Origin of the sequence: Aeromonas allosaccharophila, assembly GCF_016026615.1 — a bacterium.
Classification (GTDB): Bacteria; Pseudomonadota; Gammaproteobacteria; order Enterobacterales; family Aeromonadaceae; genus Aeromonas; species Aeromonas allosaccharophila.
Genome location: NZ_CP065745.1, coordinates 2,674,627 through 2,697,623 on the forward strand (window position 1 = coordinate 2,674,627; position 22,997 = coordinate 2,697,623).

At 61.8% G+C, this 22,997-nt stretch carries 23 protein-coding genes; 5 read left to right on the forward strand and 18 right to left on the reverse strand.

Features of this window, described 5'->3' with window-relative positions:
• Window positions 1-100 precede the first annotated feature (100 nt).
• Window positions 101-1,138, forward strand: a complete 1,038-nt coding sequence (locus I6G90_RS12045; protein WP_197927672.1) for an alkene reductase — start codon at window positions 101-103, stop codon at window positions 1,136-1,138.
• A gap of 108 nt (window positions 1,139-1,246) precedes the next feature.
• Here I6G90_RS12045 and rpoS read toward each other — a convergent pair whose 3' ends face one another.
• The 10 genes from rpoS to putP form a co-directional block, all read right to left on the reverse strand.
• A complete protein-coding gene (gene rpoS / locus I6G90_RS12050) occupies window positions 1,247-2,233 on the reverse strand; it encodes an RNA polymerase sigma factor RpoS (protein WP_111807174.1) in 987 nt (328 codons plus the stop codon).
• Between the two features lie 45 nt (window positions 2,234-2,278).
• Complete coding sequence (locus tag I6G90_RS12055; RefSeq protein WP_197927674.1) at window positions 2,279-3,349, reverse strand: peptidoglycan DD-metalloendopeptidase family protein; 1,071 nt, start codon at window positions 3,347-3,349, stop codon at window positions 2,279-2,281.
• A 9-nt stretch (window positions 3,350-3,358) separates the two neighbouring features.
• The gene (locus tag I6G90_RS12060) at window positions 3,359-3,940 is read right to left on the reverse strand and encodes a YqaA family protein (RefSeq protein ID WP_042656469.1); all 582 of its coding nucleotides are present in this window, start codon (window positions 3,938-3,940) and stop codon (window positions 3,359-3,361) included.
• A complete protein-coding gene (locus I6G90_RS12065) occupies window positions 3,937-4,554 on the reverse strand; it encodes a protein-L-isoaspartate(D-aspartate) O-methyltransferase (protein WP_033138377.1) in 618 nt (205 codons plus the stop codon). The genes I6G90_RS12060 and I6G90_RS12065 overlap by 4 nt, the downstream gene beginning before the upstream one ends.
• 7 nt (window positions 4,555-4,561) lie before the next feature.
• Window positions 4,562-5,308: a 5'/3'-nucleotidase SurE gene (gene surE / locus I6G90_RS12070; RefSeq protein ID WP_042656468.1), complete on the reverse strand. Its 747-nt coding sequence runs from the start codon at window positions 5,306-5,308 to the stop codon at window positions 4,562-4,564.
• Complete coding sequence (gene truD, locus I6G90_RS12075) at window positions 5,289-6,347, reverse strand: tRNA pseudouridine(13) synthase TruD (protein WP_197927675.1); 1,059 nt, start codon at window positions 6,345-6,347, stop codon at window positions 5,289-5,291. Before truD ends, surE begins: the two co-directional genes overlap by 20 nt.
• Window positions 6,347-6,823, reverse strand: coding sequence for a 2-C-methyl-D-erythritol 2,4-cyclodiphosphate synthase (gene ispF / locus I6G90_RS12080; RefSeq protein ID WP_040097825.1), 477 nt, complete (start codon window positions 6,821-6,823; stop codon window positions 6,347-6,349). Before ispF ends, truD begins: the two co-directional genes overlap by 1 nt.
• A 146-nt stretch (window positions 6,824-6,969) precedes the next feature.
• Window positions 6,970-7,662, reverse strand: a complete 693-nt coding sequence (ispD, locus tag I6G90_RS12085; RefSeq protein ID WP_197927676.1) for a 2-C-methyl-D-erythritol 4-phosphate cytidylyltransferase — start codon at window positions 7,660-7,662, stop codon at window positions 6,970-6,972.
• Window positions 7,655-7,972, reverse strand: a complete 318-nt coding sequence (gene ftsB, locus I6G90_RS12090; RefSeq protein ID WP_058053304.1) for a cell division protein FtsB — start codon at window positions 7,970-7,972, stop codon at window positions 7,655-7,657. The genes ispD and ftsB overlap by 8 nt, the downstream gene beginning before the upstream one ends.
• A gap of 208 nt (window positions 7,973-8,180) precedes the next feature.
• Entirely contained in the window at window positions 8,181-9,698 is a 1,518-nt protein-coding gene (gene putP / locus I6G90_RS12095) for a sodium/proline symporter PutP (RefSeq protein WP_197927677.1), read from the reverse strand.
• A 325-nt stretch (window positions 9,699-10,023) separates the two neighbouring features.
• Between putP and I6G90_RS12100 the strand changes: the two genes are divergently transcribed.
• Window positions 10,024-10,917 carry a VirK/YbjX family protein gene (locus I6G90_RS12100; protein WP_197927678.1) on the forward strand — a complete coding sequence of 298 codons (894 nt, stop codon included), beginning with the start codon at window positions 10,024-10,026 and terminating at the stop codon, window positions 10,915-10,917.
• 69 nt (window positions 10,918-10,986) lie between these two features.
• Here the strand turns inward: I6G90_RS12100 and I6G90_RS12105 are convergent, their stop codons facing one another.
• The 8 genes from I6G90_RS12105 to I6G90_RS12140 all read right to left on the reverse strand — a co-directional run bounded on the left by I6G90_RS12105 (window position 10,987) and on the right by I6G90_RS12140 (window position 19,160).
• Entirely contained in the window at window positions 10,987-11,913 is a 927-nt protein-coding gene (locus I6G90_RS12105; protein ID WP_197927679.1) for a L,D-transpeptidase family protein, read from the reverse strand.
• A 186-nt stretch (window positions 11,914-12,099) separates the two neighbouring features.
• Window positions 12,100-13,341, reverse strand: a complete 1,242-nt coding sequence (locus I6G90_RS12110) for a mechanosensitive ion channel family protein (RefSeq protein WP_197927680.1) — start codon at window positions 13,339-13,341, stop codon at window positions 12,100-12,102.
• Between the two features lie 143 nt (window positions 13,342-13,484).
• On the reverse strand, window positions 13,485-14,684 hold the full coding sequence (locus tag I6G90_RS12115; protein ID WP_042059110.1) for an acetate kinase: 1,200 nt from the start codon (window positions 14,682-14,684) through the stop codon (window positions 13,485-13,487).
• Between the two features lie 318 nt (window positions 14,685-15,002).
• Complete coding sequence (locus I6G90_RS12120; protein ID WP_197927681.1) at window positions 15,003-15,473, reverse strand: YhcH/YjgK/YiaL family protein; 471 nt, start codon at window positions 15,471-15,473, stop codon at window positions 15,003-15,005.
• 314 nt (window positions 15,474-15,787) lie between these two features.
• Window positions 15,788-16,894, reverse strand: coding sequence for a 1-acyl-sn-glycerol-3-phosphate acyltransferase (locus I6G90_RS12125; RefSeq protein ID WP_197927682.1), 1,107 nt, complete (start codon window positions 16,892-16,894; stop codon window positions 15,788-15,790).
• Window positions 16,895-17,024: 130 nt separating this feature from the next.
• Complete coding sequence (locus tag I6G90_RS12130; protein WP_042059117.1) at window positions 17,025-17,723, reverse strand: aspartate/glutamate racemase family protein; 699 nt, start codon at window positions 17,721-17,723, stop codon at window positions 17,025-17,027.
• A gap of 125 nt (window positions 17,724-17,848) precedes the next feature.
• Window positions 17,849-18,439 carry a LysE family translocator gene (locus tag I6G90_RS12135; RefSeq protein WP_005335534.1) on the reverse strand — a complete coding sequence of 197 codons (591 nt, stop codon included), beginning with the start codon at window positions 18,437-18,439 and terminating at the stop codon, window positions 17,849-17,851.
• 124 nt (window positions 18,440-18,563) lie between these two features.
• On the reverse strand, window positions 18,564-19,160 hold the full coding sequence (locus I6G90_RS12140) for a LysE family translocator (RefSeq protein WP_058052491.1): 597 nt from the start codon (window positions 19,158-19,160) through the stop codon (window positions 18,564-18,566).
• A 116-nt stretch (window positions 19,161-19,276) separates the two neighbouring features.
• Here I6G90_RS12140 and I6G90_RS12145 point away from each other — a divergent pair, with 116 nt between their 5' ends.
• The 3 genes from I6G90_RS12145 to I6G90_RS12155 all read left to right on the forward strand — a co-directional run bounded on the left by I6G90_RS12145 (window position 19,277) and on the right by I6G90_RS12155 (window position 22,982).
• Window positions 19,277-20,668, forward strand: coding sequence for an aminotransferase-like domain-containing protein (locus tag I6G90_RS12145; RefSeq protein ID WP_197927683.1), 1,392 nt, complete (start codon window positions 19,277-19,279; stop codon window positions 20,666-20,668).
• Window positions 20,669-20,722: 54 nt separating this feature from the next.
• A complete protein-coding gene (locus I6G90_RS12150) occupies window positions 20,723-21,190 on the forward strand; it encodes a hypothetical protein (protein ID WP_182969718.1) in 468 nt (155 codons plus the stop codon).
• A gap of 127 nt (window positions 21,191-21,317) precedes the next feature.
• The gene (locus tag I6G90_RS12155) at window positions 21,318-22,982 is read left to right on the forward strand and encodes a response regulator (protein WP_197927685.1); all 1,665 of its coding nucleotides are present in this window, start codon (window positions 21,318-21,320) and stop codon (window positions 22,980-22,982) included.
• Window positions 22,983-22,997 lie beyond the last annotated feature (15 nt).

Below are 22,997 nucleotides of genomic sequence, written 5' to 3' on the forward strand. Positions count from 1 at the left end.
GGGCCAACCTTCTTGAACGCGCATTCAAAAAAAGCTTGCGCCCGACGCAAAAAACGTCTTGAATGCACGTTCAAGAATAACCCATTCAGGACACACTATCATGAATACCCTGTTTCAGCCGTATCGCCTTAATGACACTCTGACCCTGGCCAACCGCTTCATGATGGCCCCGCTCACCCGCTGCATGGCAGGCCCCGGTCTGGTGCCGACCGAGCAGATGGCTGCCTATTACGGCCGCCGCGCCGACATCGGCCTGATTGTTTCCGAGGCCGTCATCATTCGCCCCGACGGGCAGGGCTACCCCAATACCCCGGGCCTGTTCACCCAGGCGCAGATCGATGGCTGGAAGAAAGTGACCAGCGCCGTGCACGCCAAGGGCGGCAAGATCTTCGCCCAGCTGTGGCACGTCGGCCGCCTCTCCCACCCCTTCTTCCATCAGGCTGAAGTGCTGGCTCCCTCTGCCGTGGCGCACGAGGGCACCGTGCCCCGCATGCGCGAGCTGACCTATCAGGTGCCACGTGCCCTGACCGAGGCCGACATCGCCCAGCTGGTACAGGATTACGCCCAAGCCGGTGCCAACGCCATCGAGGCAGGCTTTGACGGGGTGGAGATCCATGGTGCCAACGGCTACCTGATCGACCAGTTCCTGCACCACTCCACCAACCTGCGCACCGACAATTACGGTGGCAGCCCGGAAAATATGAGCCGCTTCGCGCTGGAAGTGGTGGATGCCATCAGCGCCCGGATCGGCGGTGATCGGGTTGGTATTCGTCTCTCCCCGGGTGCCTATGTCCATCTGGCGGGCAGTCCGGAAGATCGCGCCGTGTTCGACTATTTGCTGGCCGAGCTCAATGAGCGCCCGCTGGCCTATATCCACCTCGGCATCTTCGATGACAACCTCACCTTCGATTATCTGGGTGGCCGCGCCTCCGACTATCTGCGCGCCCACTACAAGGGCAATCTGGTCGGGGTGGGCAACTACGACGCCGAGCGCGCCGCCGTGGCCATCGAGGCCAACCGCTTCGATCTGGTGGCCATCGGTCGTCCACTTATCGCCAACCCGGACTACCTCGCCAAGGTGAAGAAGGGCGAAGCGCTGGTGCCCTACGCCGACACCATGCTGGCCGAGCTGGTATAACCGCACCGCCATCGCCAGACGACAGGCAATAAAAAACGAGGGGAGCGATTGCTCCCCTCGTGCTATTCACTTGTTCAGCCGTTTGTTGTCAGCCGGCAGCCATCGTGATCAGGTGCGAAACAGCGCCTCGATGGAAAGCCCCTGGCTCAGCAGGATCTCCCGCAGACGGCGCAGCCCCTCGACCTGGATCTGACGCACCCGCTCGCGGGTCAGACCAATCTCGGCCCCCACATCTTCCAGCGTGGCAGGCTCGTAACCCAGCAGGCCAAAACGGCGTGCCAGCACTTCCCGCTGCTTGGGATTGAGCTCTTCCAGCCAGTGCACAATGCTGGCGCGCATGTCGTCATCCTGGGACTCCAGCTCCGGCCCCATGCCGCGCTCGTCGGAGAGCACATCCAGCAGCGCCTTGTCGCGATCGCCACCGATGGGGGTATCTACCGAGGTGATCTTCTCGTTGAGCTTGAGCATGCGGTTCACACTGTCCACCGAACAATCCAGCGCAAAGGCGATATCCTCGGCGGTTGGTTCATGATCGAGACGGTGAGAGAGTTCACGCGCGGTGCGCAGGTAAACGTTTAACTCCTTGACCACATGAATGGGCAGACGGATGGTGCGGGTCTGGTTCATGATGGCCCGCTCGATGGTCTGGCGGATCCACCAGGTGGCATAGGTGGAGAAACGGAAGCCGCGCTCGGGATCGAACTTCTCGACCGCGCGGATAAGACCGAGGTTGCCCTCTTCGATGAGATCCAGCAGCACCAGGCCGCGGTTGTTGTAGCGACGGGCGATTTTCACCACCAGTCGAAGGTTGGACTCGATCATGCGCTTGCGGGCGGCTTTGTCACCCCGCAAGGCACGACGGGCGTAGTAGACTTCCTCTTCGGCAGTGAGCAGCGGGGAAAAACCAATCTCCCCCAGATAGAGTTGCGTGGCATCCATCACCTTGTTCAGTTCCGGTGCCAGCAACTCATCGGAGATAGTCTCTTCCGCCTCGGCGACTACCTCATGCAACTCTTCTACTTCTTCTTCGTTCGATTCGGGTTCAGCGTCAAACTCTAACTCTGCATCCTGCATTACCAGTTGTTCTTGGCTCATGGTGTGTCTCCCTGACGTTACCAGAGTAAGACGGTCTCTCTGGGGTTAACGCTTTGGCAAATAGCTCATCGGATTGATCGATTTGCCTCGGTACCGGATCTCGAAATGCAATCGCACATCCGGCGCGTCCGTGCTACCCATGTTGGCAATGACCGAGCCCCCCTTGACGCTGTCCCCTTCCTTCACCCGCAACTCGTCGTTGTGTGCGTAAGCGGAGAGATAGTCATCATCATGCTTGAGGATGATCAGCTTGCCGTACCCCCTTAAAGCACTGCCAGCGTATACCACTTTACCACCACTGGCGGCGTAGACGGGTTGCCCCTTCTGGCCGGCTATGTCGATACCCTTGTTACCCTGTTCTGCAACAGAGAACCCCTCGACGATCCGGCCTTTTGCGGGCCAGTGCCAAGCAAGTCTCGACTGGGAGTTGTTTGTTTTTTGTTCTTTGGTCTGAGCGTATTCCTTCGGTGCCGCCGGAGCAACGGATTTCTGAGCGATGAATGGCGTGGTCTGACCAGAACCGCTCGGCTCAGCCAACGGACGCGGTCCGCTGCTCGGACGGCTCACTGCCACCGGCGTTACAGTTGCCGGACGAGTCGTAGCCACCATCTGGGTCGAACCACCGCCAGCGGTCTGGACGTTGAGTACCTGACCCGGCTGCAGCGCATAGGGGGCGCTCAGATTGTTGCTCTGGGCCAGCACCTGCGGCGTCATGCCAAACTGGCGGCCGATGCTGCTCAGGGTATCGCCGCGGCGTACTTCATAGGTACCGGCACTTCTGCTGCTGGTCACCGCAGAGCCCGATGCGTCGAGACGCAGCCGCTGCCCCGGGTAGATATTGTAGGGCGGACTGATGTTGTTGAGACTGGCCAGCGACGGCACGTCGTTGCCGGAGTTGAAAGCGATGGAGTAGAGGGTATCGCCCCGCTTCACCACATAGCTGCCGCCCTGAATGGGGGCGCTGAGCTGAGTGCCGCTCTGGCGAGCCGGAATGGTCGAGACGAACTGATCATCACCTACCCCATCCACCGGAGCTGCATTTTTACTGGAGGAGCAGGCAAGCAGCAGCCATGACAACACCACGACACTGCTTCCTTGCCAAATACGCGAACGCATAATGGATCCTTAACGACTAAACCAGAAATAGGCCACAACGGCCAGACCAATACAGAGCCAACCGAGCACATCCACGTAGTGCATCAGTTTGCGTTCCATCTTCTCGCCCCCCCAGCGCATCAGGCCCGCCACCAGGAAAAAGCGCATGCCACGACCGATGAGGGAGGTGATGATGAAGGGCAGCAGAGCCATTTGCAACAACCCTGCCGTCACGGTAAACACCTTGTAGGGGATGGGGGTGAAGCTGGCAATGAAAATGACCCAGATCCCCCACTGCTCAAACCAGTGGCGGGCGATCCCGATCTTGTCCTGATAGCCCACAGACTCCACCAGCGGCAGCACCACCGGATCCCACAGGGCATAGCCAAGGGCGTAACCGAACAGGGCACCCAGCACCGAGAAGAGGGTTGCCAACCCGGCGTAGTGCCACGCCTTGTGCGGCTTGGCGAGCGCCATTGGCGCCAGCATCACGTCCACCGGGATCGGCCAGAACACCGACTCGATAAAGGCGGTGATGGAGAGATACCAGGGGGCATGCTTGTGGCGGGCCCACTGCATCACCAGTACGTACAAACGGGAAAACAACTTCACTCAACATCTCCGTCAATCAGGGGAACAAAACGTACCGGCTCCAGAATACGGCTGGTCAGCTGGGAGCCGGATCGTTCGATCAGCTGCAGGGTCTGCTGGCTGTCACCCACCGGCAACACCAGTCGACCCCCTTCGGCCAGCTGATCGGTCAGTGCCGTGGGGATTTCGCTCGCCGCGGCAGTCACCAGAATGGCGTCATAAGGCCCCTTGTTGGGCCACCCCAGCCAGCCGTTGCCGTGCTTGGCCGAGACATTGTGCAGATCGAGCTGGCGCAGTCGGCGCCGGGCCTGGAACTGCAGCGACTTGATCCGCTCAACGGTATAAACATGCTCCACCAGATGGGCGAGGATCGCCGTCTGGTAACCGGAGCCAGTGCCAATCTCCAGCACGTGGGCCGGATCATTTTGCATCAGCAACTCGGTCATTCGCGCCACCATATAGGGCTGCGAAATGGTCTGGCCGTGGCCAATGGGCAGGGCGGTGTTGTCCCACGCCTTGTGCGCCATGGCCTCGTCCACGAACAGCTGGCGCGGCACTTTCGCGATGGTCGCCAGCACGCGAAAATCGCGAATATCCTGCGCAATGAGCTGATTTAACAGGCGCTGTACTATCACACCACCCTCATCCCTGCAGATCTAACCAGGCCCCCAGACCGGCGAGACTGTCATAGGCAGTCATATCGATGGTCAGGGGGGTAATCGAGACATAGCCCTGCTCGATGGCAGCAAAATCGGTACCGTCACCGGCATCCTGCTGACTGCCAGGCGGGCCAATCCAGTAGATGGGCTGGCCACGGGGATCTTCGGTGCAGATCACCGACTCCGCCCGGTGGCGATTGCCAAGGCGGGTGGTCTTGATCCCCTTGATCTGCTCGAGGGGCAAGTCCGGCACGTTGACGTTGAGGATCTGATCGGCAGGCAGGGGGTGTTTCATCAGCCCCTTCACCAGCAGGGCCGCATAGTGGGCCGCCGTGGCGAAGTGGGTCTTGCCCACCAGCGAAATGGCGATGGAGGGGTAGCCAAGATGGCGCCCCTCGGTGGCCGCGGCGACCGTCCCCGAGTAGATGACATCATCCCCCAGGTTGGCGCCGTGGTTAATACCGGCCACTACCATGTCGGGTTCAGGGCGTACCAGCTCATTGACCGCCAGATGCACGCAGTCGGTCGGCGTGCCCTTCACCGCATAGTAACCGGTTTCGCTGATACGGGTGACCCGCAGCGGTACTTCCAGCGTCAGGGAGTGACTCGCGCCGCTGCGATTGCGATCCGGCGCCACCACAATGACCTCGCCGCAGGCGCGCAGCGCCTCGCTGAGGGCTCGAATGCCCTCGGCATGCACACCATCATCATTACTGACCAGAATTCGCATCGGTCTGATTCCTGAAACCATGATCGGCCTCTTCGGCCAGCATTAACTCGCGCACCACGCTGGTAGCAAACGCCCCCGCAGGCAAGAAGAAGGAGAGGGTCAGTACCCCGCCATCCAGCTGCCAGCTCATCTGCTCCGGCTTGAGCAGCAGCGGACGGCGATCCTGATCCAGCCCTGCTTTCTCCAGCCCATCACACCACTCGGCGTAAGGGGCCAGTACCGCCTGTTCAAACTCGGCAGCAGCCCCCTGACTGGCCAGACGGCCACGACCCCACTGGGGGGCGGTGAGCTGCACGTCGCCGGAGGCAAGACGCGCTTCCAACTCGGGGGTCAGCACCTCTTCACTGAAGATGGAGTGGCTGCCCTTGAGCATCACGCAGTCACCGGCCAGCAGCTGGTGGGCCAGCCCCTGCTCGATGCGGGCGCTGACGATGGCGTTGAACAGCATGCTGCGGGCGGCAGAGAGGTAGAGGGAGCGCTTGTTGCGATCCTTGATCCGCTTGCCGGCAAACATCGCCTTGGCCGCTTCCAGGTTGTTGCCATCGCGGCCAAAACGCTGCTCACCATAGTAATTGGGTACGCCCTGCCCGGCGATGGCCTGCAGGCGCGCTTCCAGCCCGTCGGCCTGTTCCAGACCGGTGAGACGCAGGGTGAAGTGGTTGCCCTTGAGGTAGCCGACCCGCAATTTGCGGTTGTGACGCTTGGCTTGCAGGATCTGGATGCTGTCGCTCTCGATGACCGACAAATCCGGTTCCGCCTTGCCCGGCAGGTGAATGCCGAACCACTGCTCGGTCACCGCGTGGCGATCCTTCAGGCCCGCCCAGGTCACCGCATTGCGGTTGACCCCGGCCGCATCGGCCAGCAGACCCGCCACCCAGGCGGTGTTCTCGCCGGTTTTGCGCACCCGGACGAAGATGTGCTCACCCTCACCACAGGGCTCAAACCCGAGATCTTCATTGACCACGAAATCGGCGGCCTCGGCCTTGAGGATACCGCGGGCAGTGGGTGCCCCGTGCAGATAGGCAAGTTGTTCCAGCATTATTGTTTCACCAGTAGGACGACGGCTTCGGTGGCGATCCCTTCCTTGCGCCCCGTAAACCCAAGCTGTTCGGTGGTGGTCGCCTTGACGTTCACCCGGTTCAAATCACATTGCAGATCGGCGGCCAGCACGGCGCACATGGCGTCGATATGGGGGGCCATTTTGGGGGCCTGGGCGATGATAGTCACATCCAGGTTGCCGATGGCATAACCCGCTTGCTGTACCCGGGCAAACACATCCCGCAGCAGGATGCGACTGTCGATCCCCTTGAACTCGGCAGCGGTATCGGGGAAGTGGCGACCGATGTCACCGGCACCGATGGCGCCCAGCAGGGCATCGCTCACCGCGTGCAGCACCACGTCTCCGTCGGAGTGGGCAACCAGCCCCTGCTCGTAGGGAACCGGCACGCCACCCAGCATGCAGGGGCCAACCCCGCCAAATTTATGGACATCAAAACCATGACCAATGCGCATCATCAGCGGCAACCTCCCAACATGCTGAAACCAACCCCATCAATTTTGTGTACGTCCACACCATGTCCAATCCGGATCATGCTAACTCCTTGTTCGGGCCTGTTTGTTCGAGACACTCTGCTCTGAACGGTCTGTTCTGACTGAGGGGCTTATGCCTGCTGGCTTAAAAACAGCCCCGCCAGCGACAAGTCTTCCGGCCGGGTCACTTTGATATTGTCGGCGCGCCCTTCCACCATCCGCACCGCGAATCCGGCCCGCTCCATGGCGGAGGCCTCGTCGGTGATGATGGCGCCCAGCAGCAGCCCCTCCTCCAGTGCCCGTTTCAGGGCAAGGGTCGGGAACATCTGCGGCGTCAGGGCATGCCAGAGCTGCTCGCGCTCGACGGTGGCGATGATATTGCCCTCGCCATCAGAGCGTTTCATGGTATCGCGCACCCGGCTGCCGAGAATGGCGCCGCCGCAGCCCATGGCCGCAGCAATCAGCGCATCGAGATCGCCGTGGGTCAGACAGGGGCGGGCCGCATCGTGCACCAGTACCCACTCCCCTTGCGCCACATGAAGGCCATTGAGGACGGAAAAGGCGCGCTCGGCGCCTCCCTCAACCCGCACAATGCGCGGGTCGGCCGCCACGGGCAGGGCCTCGAACCAGCGGTCATGGGGCGCCAGCGCCACGATCACCTGGGCGATGGCCGGGTGTGAGAGCAGCCGCTCCAGGGTATGTTCGAGAATGGTTTTACCCGCCAGTTGCAGGTACTGCTTGGGGCAATCGGCCCCCATCCGGCTGCCGATACCGGCGGCAGGGACGATCGCCGTCAGGCCGGATACCCGGCTGGCATCAGTCATCGTAGGGCGCATCGTCCGGCACTGTCTCTTTGTCTTTCTCTTTGGGGATGATCCGGTAGAAGGTCTCCCCCTGCTTGATGTAACCCAGATCGTTGCGCGACAGCTCCTCGATGGCCTCGAGGCCAGAGGTGAGATCATCTATCTCGCGGTAGATGAGGTCGTTACGATCCTTGAGAGTCTGGTTGTCCCGCTGTTGCTGCGAGATGGCCTCCGACAGGTTCTGGTAATCGGATAGCCCGTTCTTCCCCAGCCAGAGGTCATATTGCAGTCCCCCCAGCAGGAGGATCAGGATCAGGGTGAATAGGCGCATGCACTGGGTCTCCTTCAGGCGGCCTAGTGTCCCATATTCGGTGCCAAGACAAAAGAAAGCGAGCACCGTCGAGCCCACGGCCGAACATAAAAAAGTGCCCAAGAGTGAATCAGATAGCACAAAGCCCCGCCAAACCGGTGCAAGGATGGCCAACCAGGGCGCTCCTTATCCGGGGGCGGGGCTCTCAATCAGAAAGCGATCGGGGGGATCAGTTCACCGCGACTGGCTCTCCCGCGCTCTCGGCCGGAGTGTTGTACTCCTCCTCGGCATCGCGGAAACGCTCCAGCATCGCTTTTGAGGGCGCTTCGCCCAGCAGGCTGCCCACCACGATGGCCAGCAGTGCGAACAGGAAGCCCGGGATGATTTCATACAGTCCCAGCCAGCCGAACTGCTTCCAGACGATGACGGTGATGGCACCGACCAGCATGCCAGCCAGCGCGCCGTTGCGGGTCATTCGCGGCCACAGCACCGAGAGCAGCACCACAGGGCCGAAGGCGGCACCGAAACCGGCCCAGGCGTAACTCACCAGCCCCAGCACCCGGTTCTCCGGATTCATGGCGACGGCGATGGCAATCACCGCGATCAGCAGCACCATCAGGCGACCCACCCACACCAGCTCACGCTGGGAGGCGCTCTTGCGCAGGAAGGGCTTGTAGAGATCCTCGGTAATGGCGCTGGAGCAGACCAGTAATTGACAACTTAGAGTGCTCATCACCGCCGCCAGAATGGCGGAGAGCAGCACACCGGCGATCCAGGGGTTGAACAGGATCTTGGAGAGCTCGATAAAGACCCGCTCCGGGTTGCCGGTCACCCCAGCTGCCACTTCCGGGAAGCGGGCAAAGTAGGCCAGCCCGAAGAAGCCGATGGCCACCGCGCCAGCGAGGCAGAACACCATCCAGGTCATGCTGATACGGCGGGCATTGGCCATGGAGTGGTGGGAATCCGCCGCCATGAAGCGGGCCAGAATGTGGGGCTGACCGAAGTAGCCCAGGCCCCAGGCCATCAGCGAGACAATGGCGATCACATCGAGATTCTTGAACATGTCGAGGTTGGTGGCGCTCTTGGCGGCCACTTCGATCATGGCGCTGTCCACCCCGCCGACGGCGATGATGACGAAGATCGGGGTCAGGATCAGGGCGAAGATCATCAGGGTCGCCTGCACCGTGTCGGTCCAGCTCACCGCGAGGAAGCCGCCGAAGAAGGTGTAGGTGATGGTGGCTGCGGCACCGACCCAGAGGGCGGTATTGTAATCCATGCCGAAGGTGCTCTCGAACAGACGGGCACCGGCCACCACGCCGGAGGCGCAATAGATGGTGAAGAACAGCAGGATCACCAGCGCCGAGAGGATGCGCAGCACCTTGCTGTGATCTTCAAAGCGGTAGGTGAAGTAGTCCGGCAGGGTCAGGGCGTTGCGGTTCTTCTCGGTATGTACCCGCAGGCGGCCCGCTACCCAGCGCCAGTTGAGGTAGGCGCCGATGACCAGACCGATGGCGATCCAGCTCTCGGAGATGCCGCTGACGAAGACGGCGCCGGGCAGGCCCATCAGCAGCCAGCCGCTCATGTCGGAGGCGCCGGCGGAGAGGGCGGTAACCCAGCTCCCCATCCGGCGGCCGCCCAGAATGTAGTCATCAAAGTTGCGGGTGGCGCGATAGGCAACGAAGCCGATCAACACCATTCCGAGGATATACACCAGGAAGGTGATTAACATGGGTGTGCTAGCTGTCATGCAAAACTCCGTTTTGTGTCATTTTCTGCCCGCTCTGGTGACGGGCTCATCCCTAAAAAACCGGCCTAGCTTAATCAGCCGTTCGCGCCAGCTCAACCACTTTTAACAAACACAAAACACAATAAAAACCTTTGCGCATCAAATCATCTGCCGCATCAAGAGGATGGCGCCAGATTTCCTGCCGTGACTATGTTGTCCATATCGCCGCGCTGGCAGCTATTGAGCGTTCTGTTTTCACATTTTGTTACTATCCATTTTTTACAAGCCTGCGCCCCGCTCCTACACTCCCCGCCCAGTCTCATCACACCAGCCAGAGGTCGGCACCATGTCATCTCATCTGTCACACCTGCGCACCCTCGCCCGCTACCTTCACCCGGTGGAAGAGTCGGGTCATCTCATCAGACGGGCCAAGTATGTGGGGCGTCTCTGGCTCAATCCCGGCGCCCGCGCCCTCTATCGCCAGCAGCAGGAGCAGCCGCTGCTGGCACAGGCGATCAGCCGCTTCCCCGATATTCTGGAAAAGCCGATCCACCCCTATCGCCACAAGGGGCTCAGCAAGCGCCTGCGAGCCGGGCTTATCAGCGGCCACTACCAGCAGCTGGCACGTCAGCTGCCGAAGGCGCAACAACTGGCAATCTACAGCGGGCACGGCCTGTTGCTGGCCCAGTGGCAGAGCGACAAGCTGACGGCACCGCTGACCCTGCAACTGGATTACCAGACCCACATGGGCAAAGAGGGGGAGATGAGCCTGACCCTCAAGCTGGGTGACGTGGCGCTCTATTACATGGCCCTCAATCTGCGCCCCGCACCGAATCCGACCCTCGAGATCTGCTCGCTGCAGGGCGGCAAGGGGCAGAGCGAGGAGATCAAGCAGGTCACCAAGGCGTGCGGCGGGCTGCGCCCCATGTCCCTGCTGGTCTATATGGCCGCCGAACTGGCCCGGGGGTTGGCGTGCAACACCCTGCTCGGGATCCGCACCCAAAGCCACGTCTATCAGAGCAGCAAGCGCACCGCCGATCGGGTCAAGTTCGACCTCGACGGCCTGTGGCAGGATCATCAGGGCTGCGTGCAGGATGACCTCTGGATGAGCCTGCCGCTGGAGGTGCCCCGCAAGACGCTGGAGGAGATCCCCTCCCGCAAGCGGGCCAGCTACAAGGCGCGCTACCAGCTGCTCGATCAGCTCGGCAGCGAGCTGCAGGCAAATCTGCTGCGACGCTGAGTCAGCGCAGCAGAAACAAAAAGGGCGAACAGCATGCTGTTCGCCCTTTGTCATGACGGGGATCGGTCCTTAGCGGTTGATCGCCATCGGCATGCCGTTACGCTGCTCCAGCGCCTGCTTCACCCGCTGGGAGTCGCTGTCGGCGTGAGCGATGAAGCGGGTCACCGCCGGAGTCATCGGCAGCGGTGCCGGCAGCTTGGAGTTGAACTCCTCCTCGCTGCGCGACAGCGGCTGGTGCACTTCCAGATAGCGGACGCCGTTCGGTTCGAGAGAGGCCTTGATCGGCTGGTTGACGAACTGGACGCGGGTACCGACCGGCACCTGCTTGAACAGGTACTCGATATCTTCGTTACGCAGACGCACACAGCCGTGGCTCACCCGCAGGCCGATGCCGAAGTTGGCGTTGGTGCCATGGATGGCGTACATCTTGCCGATGTAGAGGGCGAACAGACCCATGGGGTTGTCCGGGCCAGCTGGCCATACCGCAGGCAGGCTCTCGCCACGGGCGGCATATTCGGCATGCATCTTGGCGGTCGGGGTCCAGGTCGGGCCCGCTTTCTTGCGCTGCACGCTGGTCACCCAGTTTTCCGGGGTGTCGGTGCCAAGCTGGCCGATGCCGATGGGCAGCACTTCCACCACTTTTTTACCCTTGGGGTAGTAGTAGAGGCGCATCTCGGCCACGTTGAGCACCACCCCTTCTCGCGGTGCATCCGGCAGGATCAGCTGTTGGGGAATCACCAGCTTCTCGCCGGTCTGCACCAGCAGGGGATCCGCATCGGGGTTGGCTTCAGTCATGTTGGTGAGCCCCAGCTGGAATTTCGCCGCAATGGCCTCCAGCGGCTGGCCGTTCTCTTCGGCCGGGACCACGTATTCCAGATTTTCCCCTACCAGACGGCTGTTGGCCGCAGGCAGAGCATATTCAACAGCGAAAACCGGCGCAGCGGTCAGCAGCAGGCTGTAGCAGAGTGTTGCCACACTATTGCGAAGGAGCTTCATAACTTTCCCATGATGATGACTTGAAGTGACGTCTCTGGGCTGGCAGCTGATCAAGCGGGATCAGGGGCGCGAAGAGAAGGCCGCCATTTTTCTCCTCTGCACGGCAAATTTCAACTGACAAGTGGCGACGGGTCGATGATTAATATGCGGATTTTTCCGCGTCCCCGACCCGCCCGGTTTCCCTGTTTATCCCCGTTGCCAGCCACGCATGTCGTAACCTGTGGGAGATTGATGCAACCGCAGATGAAATTGCTCAATGATGGCGAAGATATGGTCGAAAATATCGGCCTGGATCCCTTCGTAATCGGCCCATGCGGTGGTCGCGGTAAAGCAGTAAATTTCCAGCGGCAGTCCATCTGACGTGGGCGCCAGCTGGCGCACCATCAGGGTCATGTCCTTGCGAATGCCGGAATGGGCACGAAGATAAGCATCCAGATAGGCGCGCAAGGTGCCGAGGTTGGTGAGGTGACGGCCGTTGATGGGGCAGCTCAGGGCATCGCTCAGCTGCTGGTTGTAGGCACTCAACTCCTGCTCCTTGCGGCTCAGATAGGGTGCCAGCAGTTGCGCCTGCTTGAGCTGCAACTGCTCCTCGGCCGTCAGAAAGCGCACGCTGGTCATGTCGATGTTGACGCTGCGCTTGATGCGGCGGCCGCCTGATTCGGTCATCCCCTGCCAGTTCTTGAAAGAGTCGGAGATCAGGGCATAGGTGGGAATGGTGGTAATGGTCTTGTCCCAGTTCGACACCTTGACCGTGGTAAGCCCGATGTCGGTCACCTCACCATCGGCGCCGTATTTGTCCATCTGCAGCCAGTCACCGACGCTCAGCATCCGGTTGGCGGAGAGCTGGATCCCCGCCACCAGCCCGAGGATAGGATCCTTGAACACCAGCATCAGCACTGCGGTCATGGCCCCCAGACCGCTGAACAGGAACAGCGGCGACTTGCCGAGCAGCAGGGCGATCATCAGGATGCCCACCAGAATGCTGCCTACCAGCTTGGCCCCCTGGAAGATGCCACGCAGGGGCAAATCCCGGCCCAGCCGGGTGTAGCGGCTCACCGACAACAGGCAGTCGAGCAGGGCGAAGAAGGCCAGCAGCAGGAACAGCAAAATCCAGAGCTGGGCCACCATCTCGATAAGCTTGAGGCTATCCGATTGACGGGGCAGCCAGATCTCTGCCTGACCGAGCAGCACGGCCCCCTGCAACACGAAGGCCAGCCGGTTGAAGAGGCGCTGTTGCAGTTGGGGCGGCAGCCAAACCTGCTTGGCCTTGCCGAGGATCCCCACCAGCCGGACCAGCAGCACCCGGTGCAGCGCCATGTGCAGCAGCAGCGAGGTGATGACGATAAAGCCCAGCGCGATCACCAGCGCCATCAGGTTGGTCACTTCCACCCCCAGGCCCGACAACCAGTTAAAAAACGCCTCTTTCATTGCTCTCTCCCGAACCGGGCAGCCCACTGGCTGCAAAAACAGTGGTGGTCAGGGTACCGCCCCCCTCCCCCATGTCAAATCGGCGAGCGCCAGAAACGACAACGCCCGGCACAGGCCGGGCGTTGTTTCAAAGCGAGGCTGACTTAGCAGACCAGGCTCAGGGCATCGCGGGCGATGACCAGCTCTTCGTTGGTCGGGATCACCATGGCGCAACGGCTGTCGGCGGTGGTGATGCGGCCTTCGCCACCCAGTACCGCGGCGTTGTTGGCCTCTTTGTCCACCTTGAAGCCGAACAGGGCCAGACGTGCCAGCACCATCTCGCGCACCATGGCGGCGTTCTCACCGATACCGCCGGTGAAGACAATGGCGTCCAGACGACCGTCCATCGCAGCGGCATAGGCACCGACATACTTGGCCACACGGTAGGTGAAGACATCCAGCGCACGCTTGGCACCGGCGTCGGTGGCGTAGTTGGTGGTGACATAGCGGCAGTCGCTGCTCGCTTCGGTCAGCCCCAGCAGACCGGATTCACGGGTCAGGGTATGGTTGATCTGCTCCACGCTGTAACCGAGCTGGTCGTGCATGAAGAACACCACGGCCGGATCGATATCACCGGAGCGGGTACCCATCGCCAGACCTTCCAGCGGAGTCAGACCCATGGAGGTGTCAACGGATTCGCCGTTCTTGATGGCGCAGACAGAGGCACCGTTACCCAGGTGGCAGTTGATGATGTTCAGTTCATTCAACGGCTTGCCCAGCTCTTTTGCCGCTTCTTCCGCGATGTAGCGGTGAGAAGTACCGTGGGCACCGTAACGACGGATACCGTGTTCGCGGTAGAGCTTGTGCGGCAGCGCATAGAGGTAGGCCTCTTGCGGCAGGGTCTGGTGGAACGCGGTGTCGAACACGGCCACGTTCTTCTCGGACAGCTGCGGGAACACTTTCAGCGCGGCACGAATACCGATCAGGTGCGCCGGGTTGTGCAGCGGAGCGAACGGAATGGCGGCTTCGATACCGGCGATCACGCCGTCATCAATGCGCACGGAGCGGGAGAACTGCTCGCCACCGTGTACGATACGGTGACCGATGGCTACCAGTTGCTCTGCAAGAGTCGGATCCTGCGGCAGGATGTGACCCACGATATGGTCGAGGGCCTCCTGGTGAGCGGCACCCGCTCCCAGCATGGCTTCGCCCTTGACCCCGTGGAGTTTCCATTTGATACGTGCATCATCCAGATTGAAGCATTCGGCCAGGCCGGACAGCATGTCCTCACCTGTTTCGGCGTCCATTACGGCAAATTTCAGGGAAGAGCTACCGCAGTTAAGGATCAATACCAACTTGCTCATGTTCTACATCTTCCTGTGCTTCGGCTTTATGCCGACAGTGTCGTGTCATCCAAAAGAGGATGGGATTCCCCTGCCGGGGGCTTATGGTCGCAGGAGGGTGCGCCCAATTTTTCAATTCTTGCGAGTTTCAACGCATCACTGGTGCGTGGCACTCGTTTCAATTCTTGGTTTTCACAGTAAACACGCATCCAGGGTGCGCATCACTGGTTTCAATTCTTGCGGGTCTCAACGCATTCAAGGGTGCGTGGCACTCGTTTCAATGCATGACGGGGCAAGCGGCCCGGCCGTGATCGGGTCTCTGACACCCAAGGATAGCGCTTAGCAGCTGGCCAGCAGATCCCGGTGCACCTTGACCACCAGCTTCTTCACCCTGGCGGGCTGGTTGAAGGTGCAGAGCGGACGGTGCAGTTCGCCCGGCCAGAAGATGGCGAAATCCCCCGGTTGCAGTGCCAGATAGCTGGTCTGCTCATCATCGACAAACCAGAGATCGGGATGGGGATGGTCGGCGCCGTCGCTCACGTAGTCGTGGGGGCCCACACCAATCCACTCTTCACCGCGCAGCAGCAACTGGATATCGAGATACTGCTGATGGAATTCGCCACGGCGATCCGCGGCTGGCTCGGTCAGATCCTCGCTCACCAGACAGAACAGGTTCAGGCCATCGATCTCGGTCTTGCCGAGCGGTGCGTCACCCCAGTGAGCCACGCTCTTCACCACCTCGGCTATGATACGGGCCAACGGGGCGGGCAGCGGCGTACGCTGCAGGGTGTTCAGGCTACCGGTGATCATGGCGTCTGTTTCCTGTTAGGTATATCTGGGCGGCATCTTTGCCAGCCAATGAAAAAGGACCTGTGACAGGTCCTTCAATAATGCCGTCTGCAATCCGTGCAAAGCGGTTTAGAGCGTTTGCTCATGTTCTGCTATGGGGGCACTGTTACACACTGGTACGCACCTTGCCAAGAGGCATAATCCCATTTTCATGGTGATCGTACCAGCTGAAACCATATTATTCACCACCCTTTCATCCTCGACTTTGACCAGACGCAAAAACGGGCGCATCAGCGCCCGTTTTTTTCGCAAAACCGTTTAACAACCGGCTTCATTCAAGCCTTTTCGGCGTTTTCCACCGGTTTGGCGTACATCGCACGCCAGATCGCCTTGTGCTCTTCCGGCACCTCTGACTGACGGGTCAGGAAGGCGGCCTGTTCGATGGTATTGGCCTTGCCGGAGACATCTGCCGCCAGATAGTTGCTGGGGAAGAGGCGGTAGCTGCTCCAGATCGCCTTGTCGATCAGCGCGGCCAGTTCGTCCGGATCGCTGAACCCTTCGGTGATGGGGGCGCCGAAGGAGACATGTACCCGCCCCTTCTGGCCGACGATACCGGCGACGATACTCTCGATATCCTCGAACTCGCCCTTCTCGTAGCAGCCGTTGACCGACTTCTCGTAGAGCTCGCGCGCCTTGGCCTTGTCGGTCGGATCCAGCTCATAGCTGATGCTGACCGGCACGATGTTGAGGCTGCGCATGTAGTCAACGAAGTCGATCTTCTGCTTCTTGCCGTCGACGTAGAACATCTTGAGGATGGCGGGATCGGTCTTGTCATCGCCATTCTTGGCACGCCCTTCCTTCTGGGCGATCCAGATGGAGTGCCCTTCGTGGACCGAGTTGCCGATATAGGCCGACAGTTCGCCCAGCACCTTCATCATCTCCCGCGGCCCCTTGGCGGAGCGTTTGACGATAAAGCTCTTGTTGAGTTTCATCAGCTCGGTGGCACAGGGCTTGCGCAGCAGGTTGTCGCCGATGGCGATGCGCACGGTATCGAAGCCATGGCTGTGCAGCCCCCAGTTGACGAACGCCGGGTCCATGGCGATGTCCCTGTGGTTGGAGACAAACAGATAGCCCTGCTCTTTCTTCAGATGCTCAATCCCAGAGAAGGTCACCCCCTTGGTGGAGGTGGCGATCATGCGGGACATATAGCGGGTGACCCCCATCTGGACCTGATGCACTGTGGTCACCTTTGACCACTTGCGACGCAGGAACAGGCGGATCAGCGGGCGAATGGCCCAGCCAAACCAGTTCATCAGGGAACCGAAACGATACTTGGCGATGGCGCCGATAAATTCATCATCCTGGATCAGCCGTTCGATGGCTGCCGGCACTTCTTCATCACGGTAGGGGCGAATATCCGCGAATCTATCTACTTCAATCACAATGTCAGCCTTGCATGCTAGGGAACCGCAGCCAACCCGCGTTGGCTGGGGAAAATTCAGGGCGCAATTTTACACGCTTTTATGGCAAGGGGTATGTGACAAGCAAGAATAGTGAGATCTGACCAGTTTATTAATCGGATGCCAAGGCCAGCGCGACTGCCGCCTCCGCATGGATGGCGGTGGTGTCGTAGAGCGGCACCGCCGCGCGGGCATCGCCCACCAGCAGGGCTATCTCGGTACAGCCGAGGATCACCGCCTCGGCACCAGCGGCCGCCAGCCCCGCGATAATGGCCAGATACTCGGCCCGCGATGCATCGCGAATGTCGCCAAGGCACAACTCGTCATAGATGATGCGGTGCACCCGCTCCCGCTGCGCCTCGCCGGGCACCAGTACCTCCAGCCCGAACTTCTCCTGCAGGCGCCCCTTGTAGAAATCCTGCTCCATGGTGAAGCGGGTGCCGAGCAGGCCGACCCGGGTTACCCCGTCAGCTTGCAATTTGGCCGCGGTGGCATCGGCGATATGGAGCAGCGGGATATCGATGGCCGCCTCAATCTCGGGGGCGACCTTGTGCATAGTGTTGGTGCCGATCAGCAAGAAATCGGCGCCACCATCCTGCAACTTGCGCGCCTCCGCCGCCAGCAGGCGGGCGGTGGCGGGCCAGTCACCGGCATGCTGCAACCGCTCGATAGCGGCAAAGTCGACGCTGTTGAGCAGCACCCGCGCCGAGTGCAAACCGCCGAGCTGCGCCCGCACCCCGCGGTTGAGTGCCTGATAGTAACTGACGGTGGACTCCCAGCTCATGCCACCCAGCAGACCGATACATTTCATAGGAACTCCTTTCATCCCAAGAGAGGGCCGTACCACGCCACCTTGCAGGCAAGGTCACGCAGGCGAGATAAAAAAGGCCCCGCAGGGCCAACAAGACAGCCGGTAAAGGCCCGGGTCAACCCGGGCTAAATCCAGATCATCCCGACACAGGCCGCCGTCGCCAGCCCCATGCCGAGATTGAAACGCCGCCAGCCCCGGGCGGTGCGAATGATTTGCCGCACCTGGGCACCAAAAAGCACCCAGAACGCCCCGGTGTAGAGGCCGGTAATGAAGAAGATCACCAGCACCCAGAGCGCGGAGGGCCAGTAAGCCTCCCCCGCCAGGGTGAAACCGCTGATGGCGGAGAGCGCCATCATCCACGCCTTGGGGTTGAGCAGTTGCAGCATGGCCCCCTGATGGGCGGGAATGAGCGGCCGGTTGCCCTCGGCCGGGCCGCTGGCGGTCGCCACCTTCCACGCCAGCCAGAGCAGATACGCCGAGCCGATGAGCTTGAGGCCATCGTGCAGCAGCGGCACCTTCTCGAACACCACACCAAGCCCCAGCGCGGTGGCGAGGATCATCAGATTGATCCCCCCCACCACCCCCACCAGCAGGGGAATCGTGCGGCGAAAACCCTGCGCCGCCCCGGCACTGGTGAGCAGCATATTGTTGGGCCCCGGCGTGCCGCAGGTAACCAGGGCAAACCCCGCCAGGGGCAGTAACCAGTTCAGATCCATCTCAACCTCTTGTCGATACAACGCGCCCGTTATGGGGAAAGCCTTCTAATATGCAGAGCCAACCCCGTGGCGACAAGTCAGAAATGCCTCTTTCTCGGCCCCTCGCCCATCAGCGCTACGCGGCTCAATACCAGAGCATCACCACGCAGAGCGCCGTCAGCAGGCCGAGGGAGCCGTTGAGCCTCCGCCAGCCCCGATCCGAGCTGATCCAGTTGCTCAGCTGATGGCCGAACAGCACCCAGACAAAGCAGACCGGCAGCGCCACCAGCACAAACACTGTCATCACCGCCAGCTGACTCGGCCAGTAACTGGCGCCGGACAGGCTGAACAGACTGATGGCGGAGATCCCCATCATCCACGCCTTGGGGTTCAGGAACTGAAAGCCCAGCCCCTCCAGCATGGTCAGCGGACGGGCACGTCGGGCCGGATCCCCGGGGGCACCGGCCACCGCGATACGCCAGGCCAACCACAACAGATAGAGGCTGCCGAAGATCTGCAAACCGAGCCGCAGCAAGGGCCAGCGCTCGAACAGGGGATAGAGCCCCAAGGCCAGTACCAGCTGCAACACCGGCTGCCCCACCCCCACCCCGAGCAGATGTGGCAGGGTGCGGCGCACCCCGAAGTTGGCGCCGGAGGCCGTCAGCATCAGGTTGTTGGGCCCCGGCGTACCGCAGGTGAGCACGGCAAAACCGAACAGGGTGACATACCACTCCATCGTCATATTGTGACTCCTTACTCGCCACATTGTATCGATACAATGTGTGCTATTTGGTTGTGAATAGGCTGAAATTCACGCTATATTGGGAACAAATTTGGATCAATGGATTTATTGTCACCATGACAATCTGGACCCCCGACCTGGCGGCCTTCGATGGCCCCCTCTACCTCAAGCTGGTCAAGGCGATCGAACAGGGGATCGCGAGCGGCGAGCTGCCCCCGCAGACCCGATTGCCCACCCACCGCGCCCTGGCGGATCGCCTGGGTGTCACCGTCGGCACAGTCACCCGCGCCTACGGCGAGGCGGAGCGGCGTGGTCTGCTGGCCGCCCGGGTGGGGCACGGCACCTGGGTCAAGGCGCGCGGGGTCAACGGGGCGAACACGGATCCCGCAAGTGAGTGGGTGATCCGCCAGGAGGAGGGGCATCGCATCGAGCTGTGGCAAAACCTGCCGGTGCAGCTGGATCGGGCGGCGATCATCCGCCCCATGCTGGGGGAAGTGGCGGACGGGGATCTCAACGCCCTGCTCGGCTACGACAAGGAGGCGGGACGGCCGGATCAGCGCCAGCAGTTCGTCGACTGGCTGACGGAGCAAGGGGTGGCCTGCAGTGAGGATCGCCTGCTGTTCAGCCACGGCGCCCAGCACGGCATCATGCTGGCGCTGCTGGCGACCAGTTGCGTGGGGGAGACCATCCTGTGCGAGGGGCTGAGCTACCCCGGCATGCTGGGCAACGCCCGCCAGCTGAAAAATCAGGTGGTGGGACTGGCGATGGACGAAGAGGGGCTGCAGCCCGAGGCGCTGGACGCCGCCTGCCGCACCCGCCGGGCCAAGCTGCTCTACCTCACCCCGACCCTGCAAAACCCCACTACCGCCATCATGAGTCTGGCGCGGCGGGAGGCCATCGTTGCCATCGCCCGTCGCCACGATCTGCTGATCATCGAGGATGACGTCAACGGCCTGCTGCCGGAGCCCCACCCGCAGCCGCTGGTCAATCTGGCACCGGAGCGGGTCATCTATCTGGGCAGTCTGGCCAAGATCGCCTGCGGCGGCTTGCGGGTCGGCTTCGTGCTGACGCCCCCCGCCCTGCGCAGCGCCTTCGCCCAGACCATGCGGCTGTCGAGCTGGATGGTGAGTCCGCTATTGATCGAGCTGGCCTGCAAAATGGTCACTCAGCGCCAGATCATGCCGCTCATCGCGCAGCAGCGGGAGATCCTCAAACGCCGTGGCGAACTGCTGCGCCACCTGCTGCCGACCGCCCGCTGGCAGCCGGGCAGCATGCATGCCTGGCTGCCGCTGCCGGAGCCCTGGCGCAGCCAGCAGTTTGCCGCTGCCGCCGATGCCCTTGACGTCGGCGTGGCGAGCGGGGAACACTTCGCCGCCGGACAGTTTGCCGCCCCGCAAGGGGTGCGCCTGAGTTTGAGCCAACCCGCCACCGACGCCCGGGTCGGCGAAGGGCTGGCCCGACTGGCGCAACTGCTGCAGGGGACGCCCCCCAGCAACCCCCTGCTATAGTCAGGACCAGCCGAGTTGACCGTCACTCTTTATCGTCATTGCCAAGGAGAAGCCATGCCCCCCATGAGAGTCGCCCTGCTGCTTGCCACCCTGCTGCTGGGTGGCTGCGCCTCGTCAACGACCCACCAGCAGTTGGGGGCGGCGCTCAATGGGCTGGAAGGGGAGTTGCAACGGCTGGAAGAGGAGCTGGCGGCCATGAACGGCCTGCACTATCAGAAGGCGATCGATGCACCGCTCAGTTTGCGCCGCTATCTGGGTGCCCCGCAGCCCACACCCGAGGGGCTGGTGCCGGTCAGCAGCAAGCTGGAGGATGGGCCGATCCTTCACTATCAATACCGGCTGCCAGCGAGCATGGCGACCCTGCCTCAGGACAACCTCTGCCAACGCTACGAATTTGAACTGCGCCATCTGGGCCGCCTCGGACAGCTCGATCTGAACTGGCAGGGTGCGAGAGGAGATGGATCTCGCCTGATCCGGCAGACCGAATGCAGCTTCCCGGCCAGCAGCGCACCAGTACAATAACTGTCCATCATGCGCCATCTATTGCCCTGCTGACTACTGTCAACTTTTCACTCGCCCAAAACTGGGCCTATGTGCGCCTTGGCTCTACCATGATCCATTCAATGGTCTGCTCAAAGGAAGTGCGTGCATGACGATACTGCTGCTCGAAGAGGATGCCCTGCTCCGTAGCGCCATCACCCGGGAACTGACCGAACAGGGTGTGCCCGCCGACCGGATCCACTACCACAGCCATCCGGGCCAGGAGCGCAGTGGCCTGCTGGCCCTGCTGCAACAGCAAACCTTCGACGCCATCATCTGTCAGCAAGACAAGCAACAGGGCCTTGAAGGGGCCCGGCTGCTGCACGAGGCACACTATCTCGGCCTGCTGCAACCCGGTTGCGTCTTGCTGCTGCTCGATGCCGATCAGAGCGAGCAGGAGTTTCTCCCCTCGGATCTCTACCTCTCCCTCTATCTGCCGCTCCCCTTCATGACCCGGCAGCTCGCCACCGTGCTCGGCCCGCTGGTGAAATTAAGCAGCCTGACCCGCACCCTGGCCGCCCCCATTCTGTTGCGGGAGTGGCAACTGGCTACCGCTCTGTGCGAAGACCTGCTGTTTCAGCGGGAACATCGCGAGCTGACCCCCTGGCTGGATCGGCTCAAGGGCTACCTGCTGCTGCAATCGGCCGAGCGGGTCACCACCGCCCAGCACTACGCCCTCTGTGCCAACGAGTATCAGGCGAGCTGGCCAAGGGCCGGGTTCTTCTACGCCATGCTGGGGCTCGGCAAGTTGCATAGCGCCCAGACCGACCTGCAGCGCCATCAGGCCAGGCTGCCCTCTGCCACCCGGCTGGAGCTGCGACTCGCCAGCCAACTACACCAGCAGCATTGGCTGGCCGCCTGGGAAACCATGGGGGAGCTGCAGCAGCTTCGCCCCCATCAGCCACGCTGGCATCAGCTGGCGATGCTGCTCGGGCTGGTGCTGCAAGATGAGGAGAAGGTGCTGGAGCAGGCCAACAGTCTGACTCTGCGCCACTTCAGCGAACAGCGCGTCCGGCTCGCCATCGACAGCTTTATGCTCAATGCCAGTCTGGCGGTACTGTGGCACGCCCCCTCCTGCAACCGGATCCGCTCCCTGCAACAGGAGTGGGAGCACCTCAAACGCACCGCCACGCTGGCCCCCCACGAATATGAGCTGCTGCAGGCGTTGATGCTGGGGCTGGATTACCGCTTCGACGAGGCGCTGATCCTGATTGCCCACCACCAACCGGACGAGGGAAACGACAACCACCTCGCCCTGCTGCTCGGCTTTGCGGTCAGCCAGTTCTGCGGGTTGCCGCACCACGCCCGGCGCTACCTGACCCAGCTGGCCCACTACCGCGCCAGAGTGGCGCCCCACCCGCTCACCCATCAGCTGTTCCACCATCTGGTGACCGAGCTGGGCCAGCGCCTGACGATGAGAGAGCAGCGCCTGAGCGAACTGCGCCAGCTGCGCCACAAGGCGATGCAGGCCAGCCAGTATCAGACCGCCCTGCAAGCTGGCTTGCAGCTGCTGGAGGAGTTCCCCGCCCTGCCCGGCGATGCCTGGCAACTGCTGGAGCTGCTGCAACACTGCTGGCCAGCGGGCATGGCCGCTCCCAGGGTGGCGCTGCTGGTCGACACGCTGGAGCGGCGCCTCAAACACAGTCCCGCGTTTCTCGATCAACATGCACAGCAGTATCACCGCACCCTGCACGAGATCCGCAGCCACCTGCAGCCGCACCTCTCCGCCAGTGGCCCCTCCTGCCTTATCGGGGGGCGACCCGAGTCGTCGTGAGCCAAACAGCACACT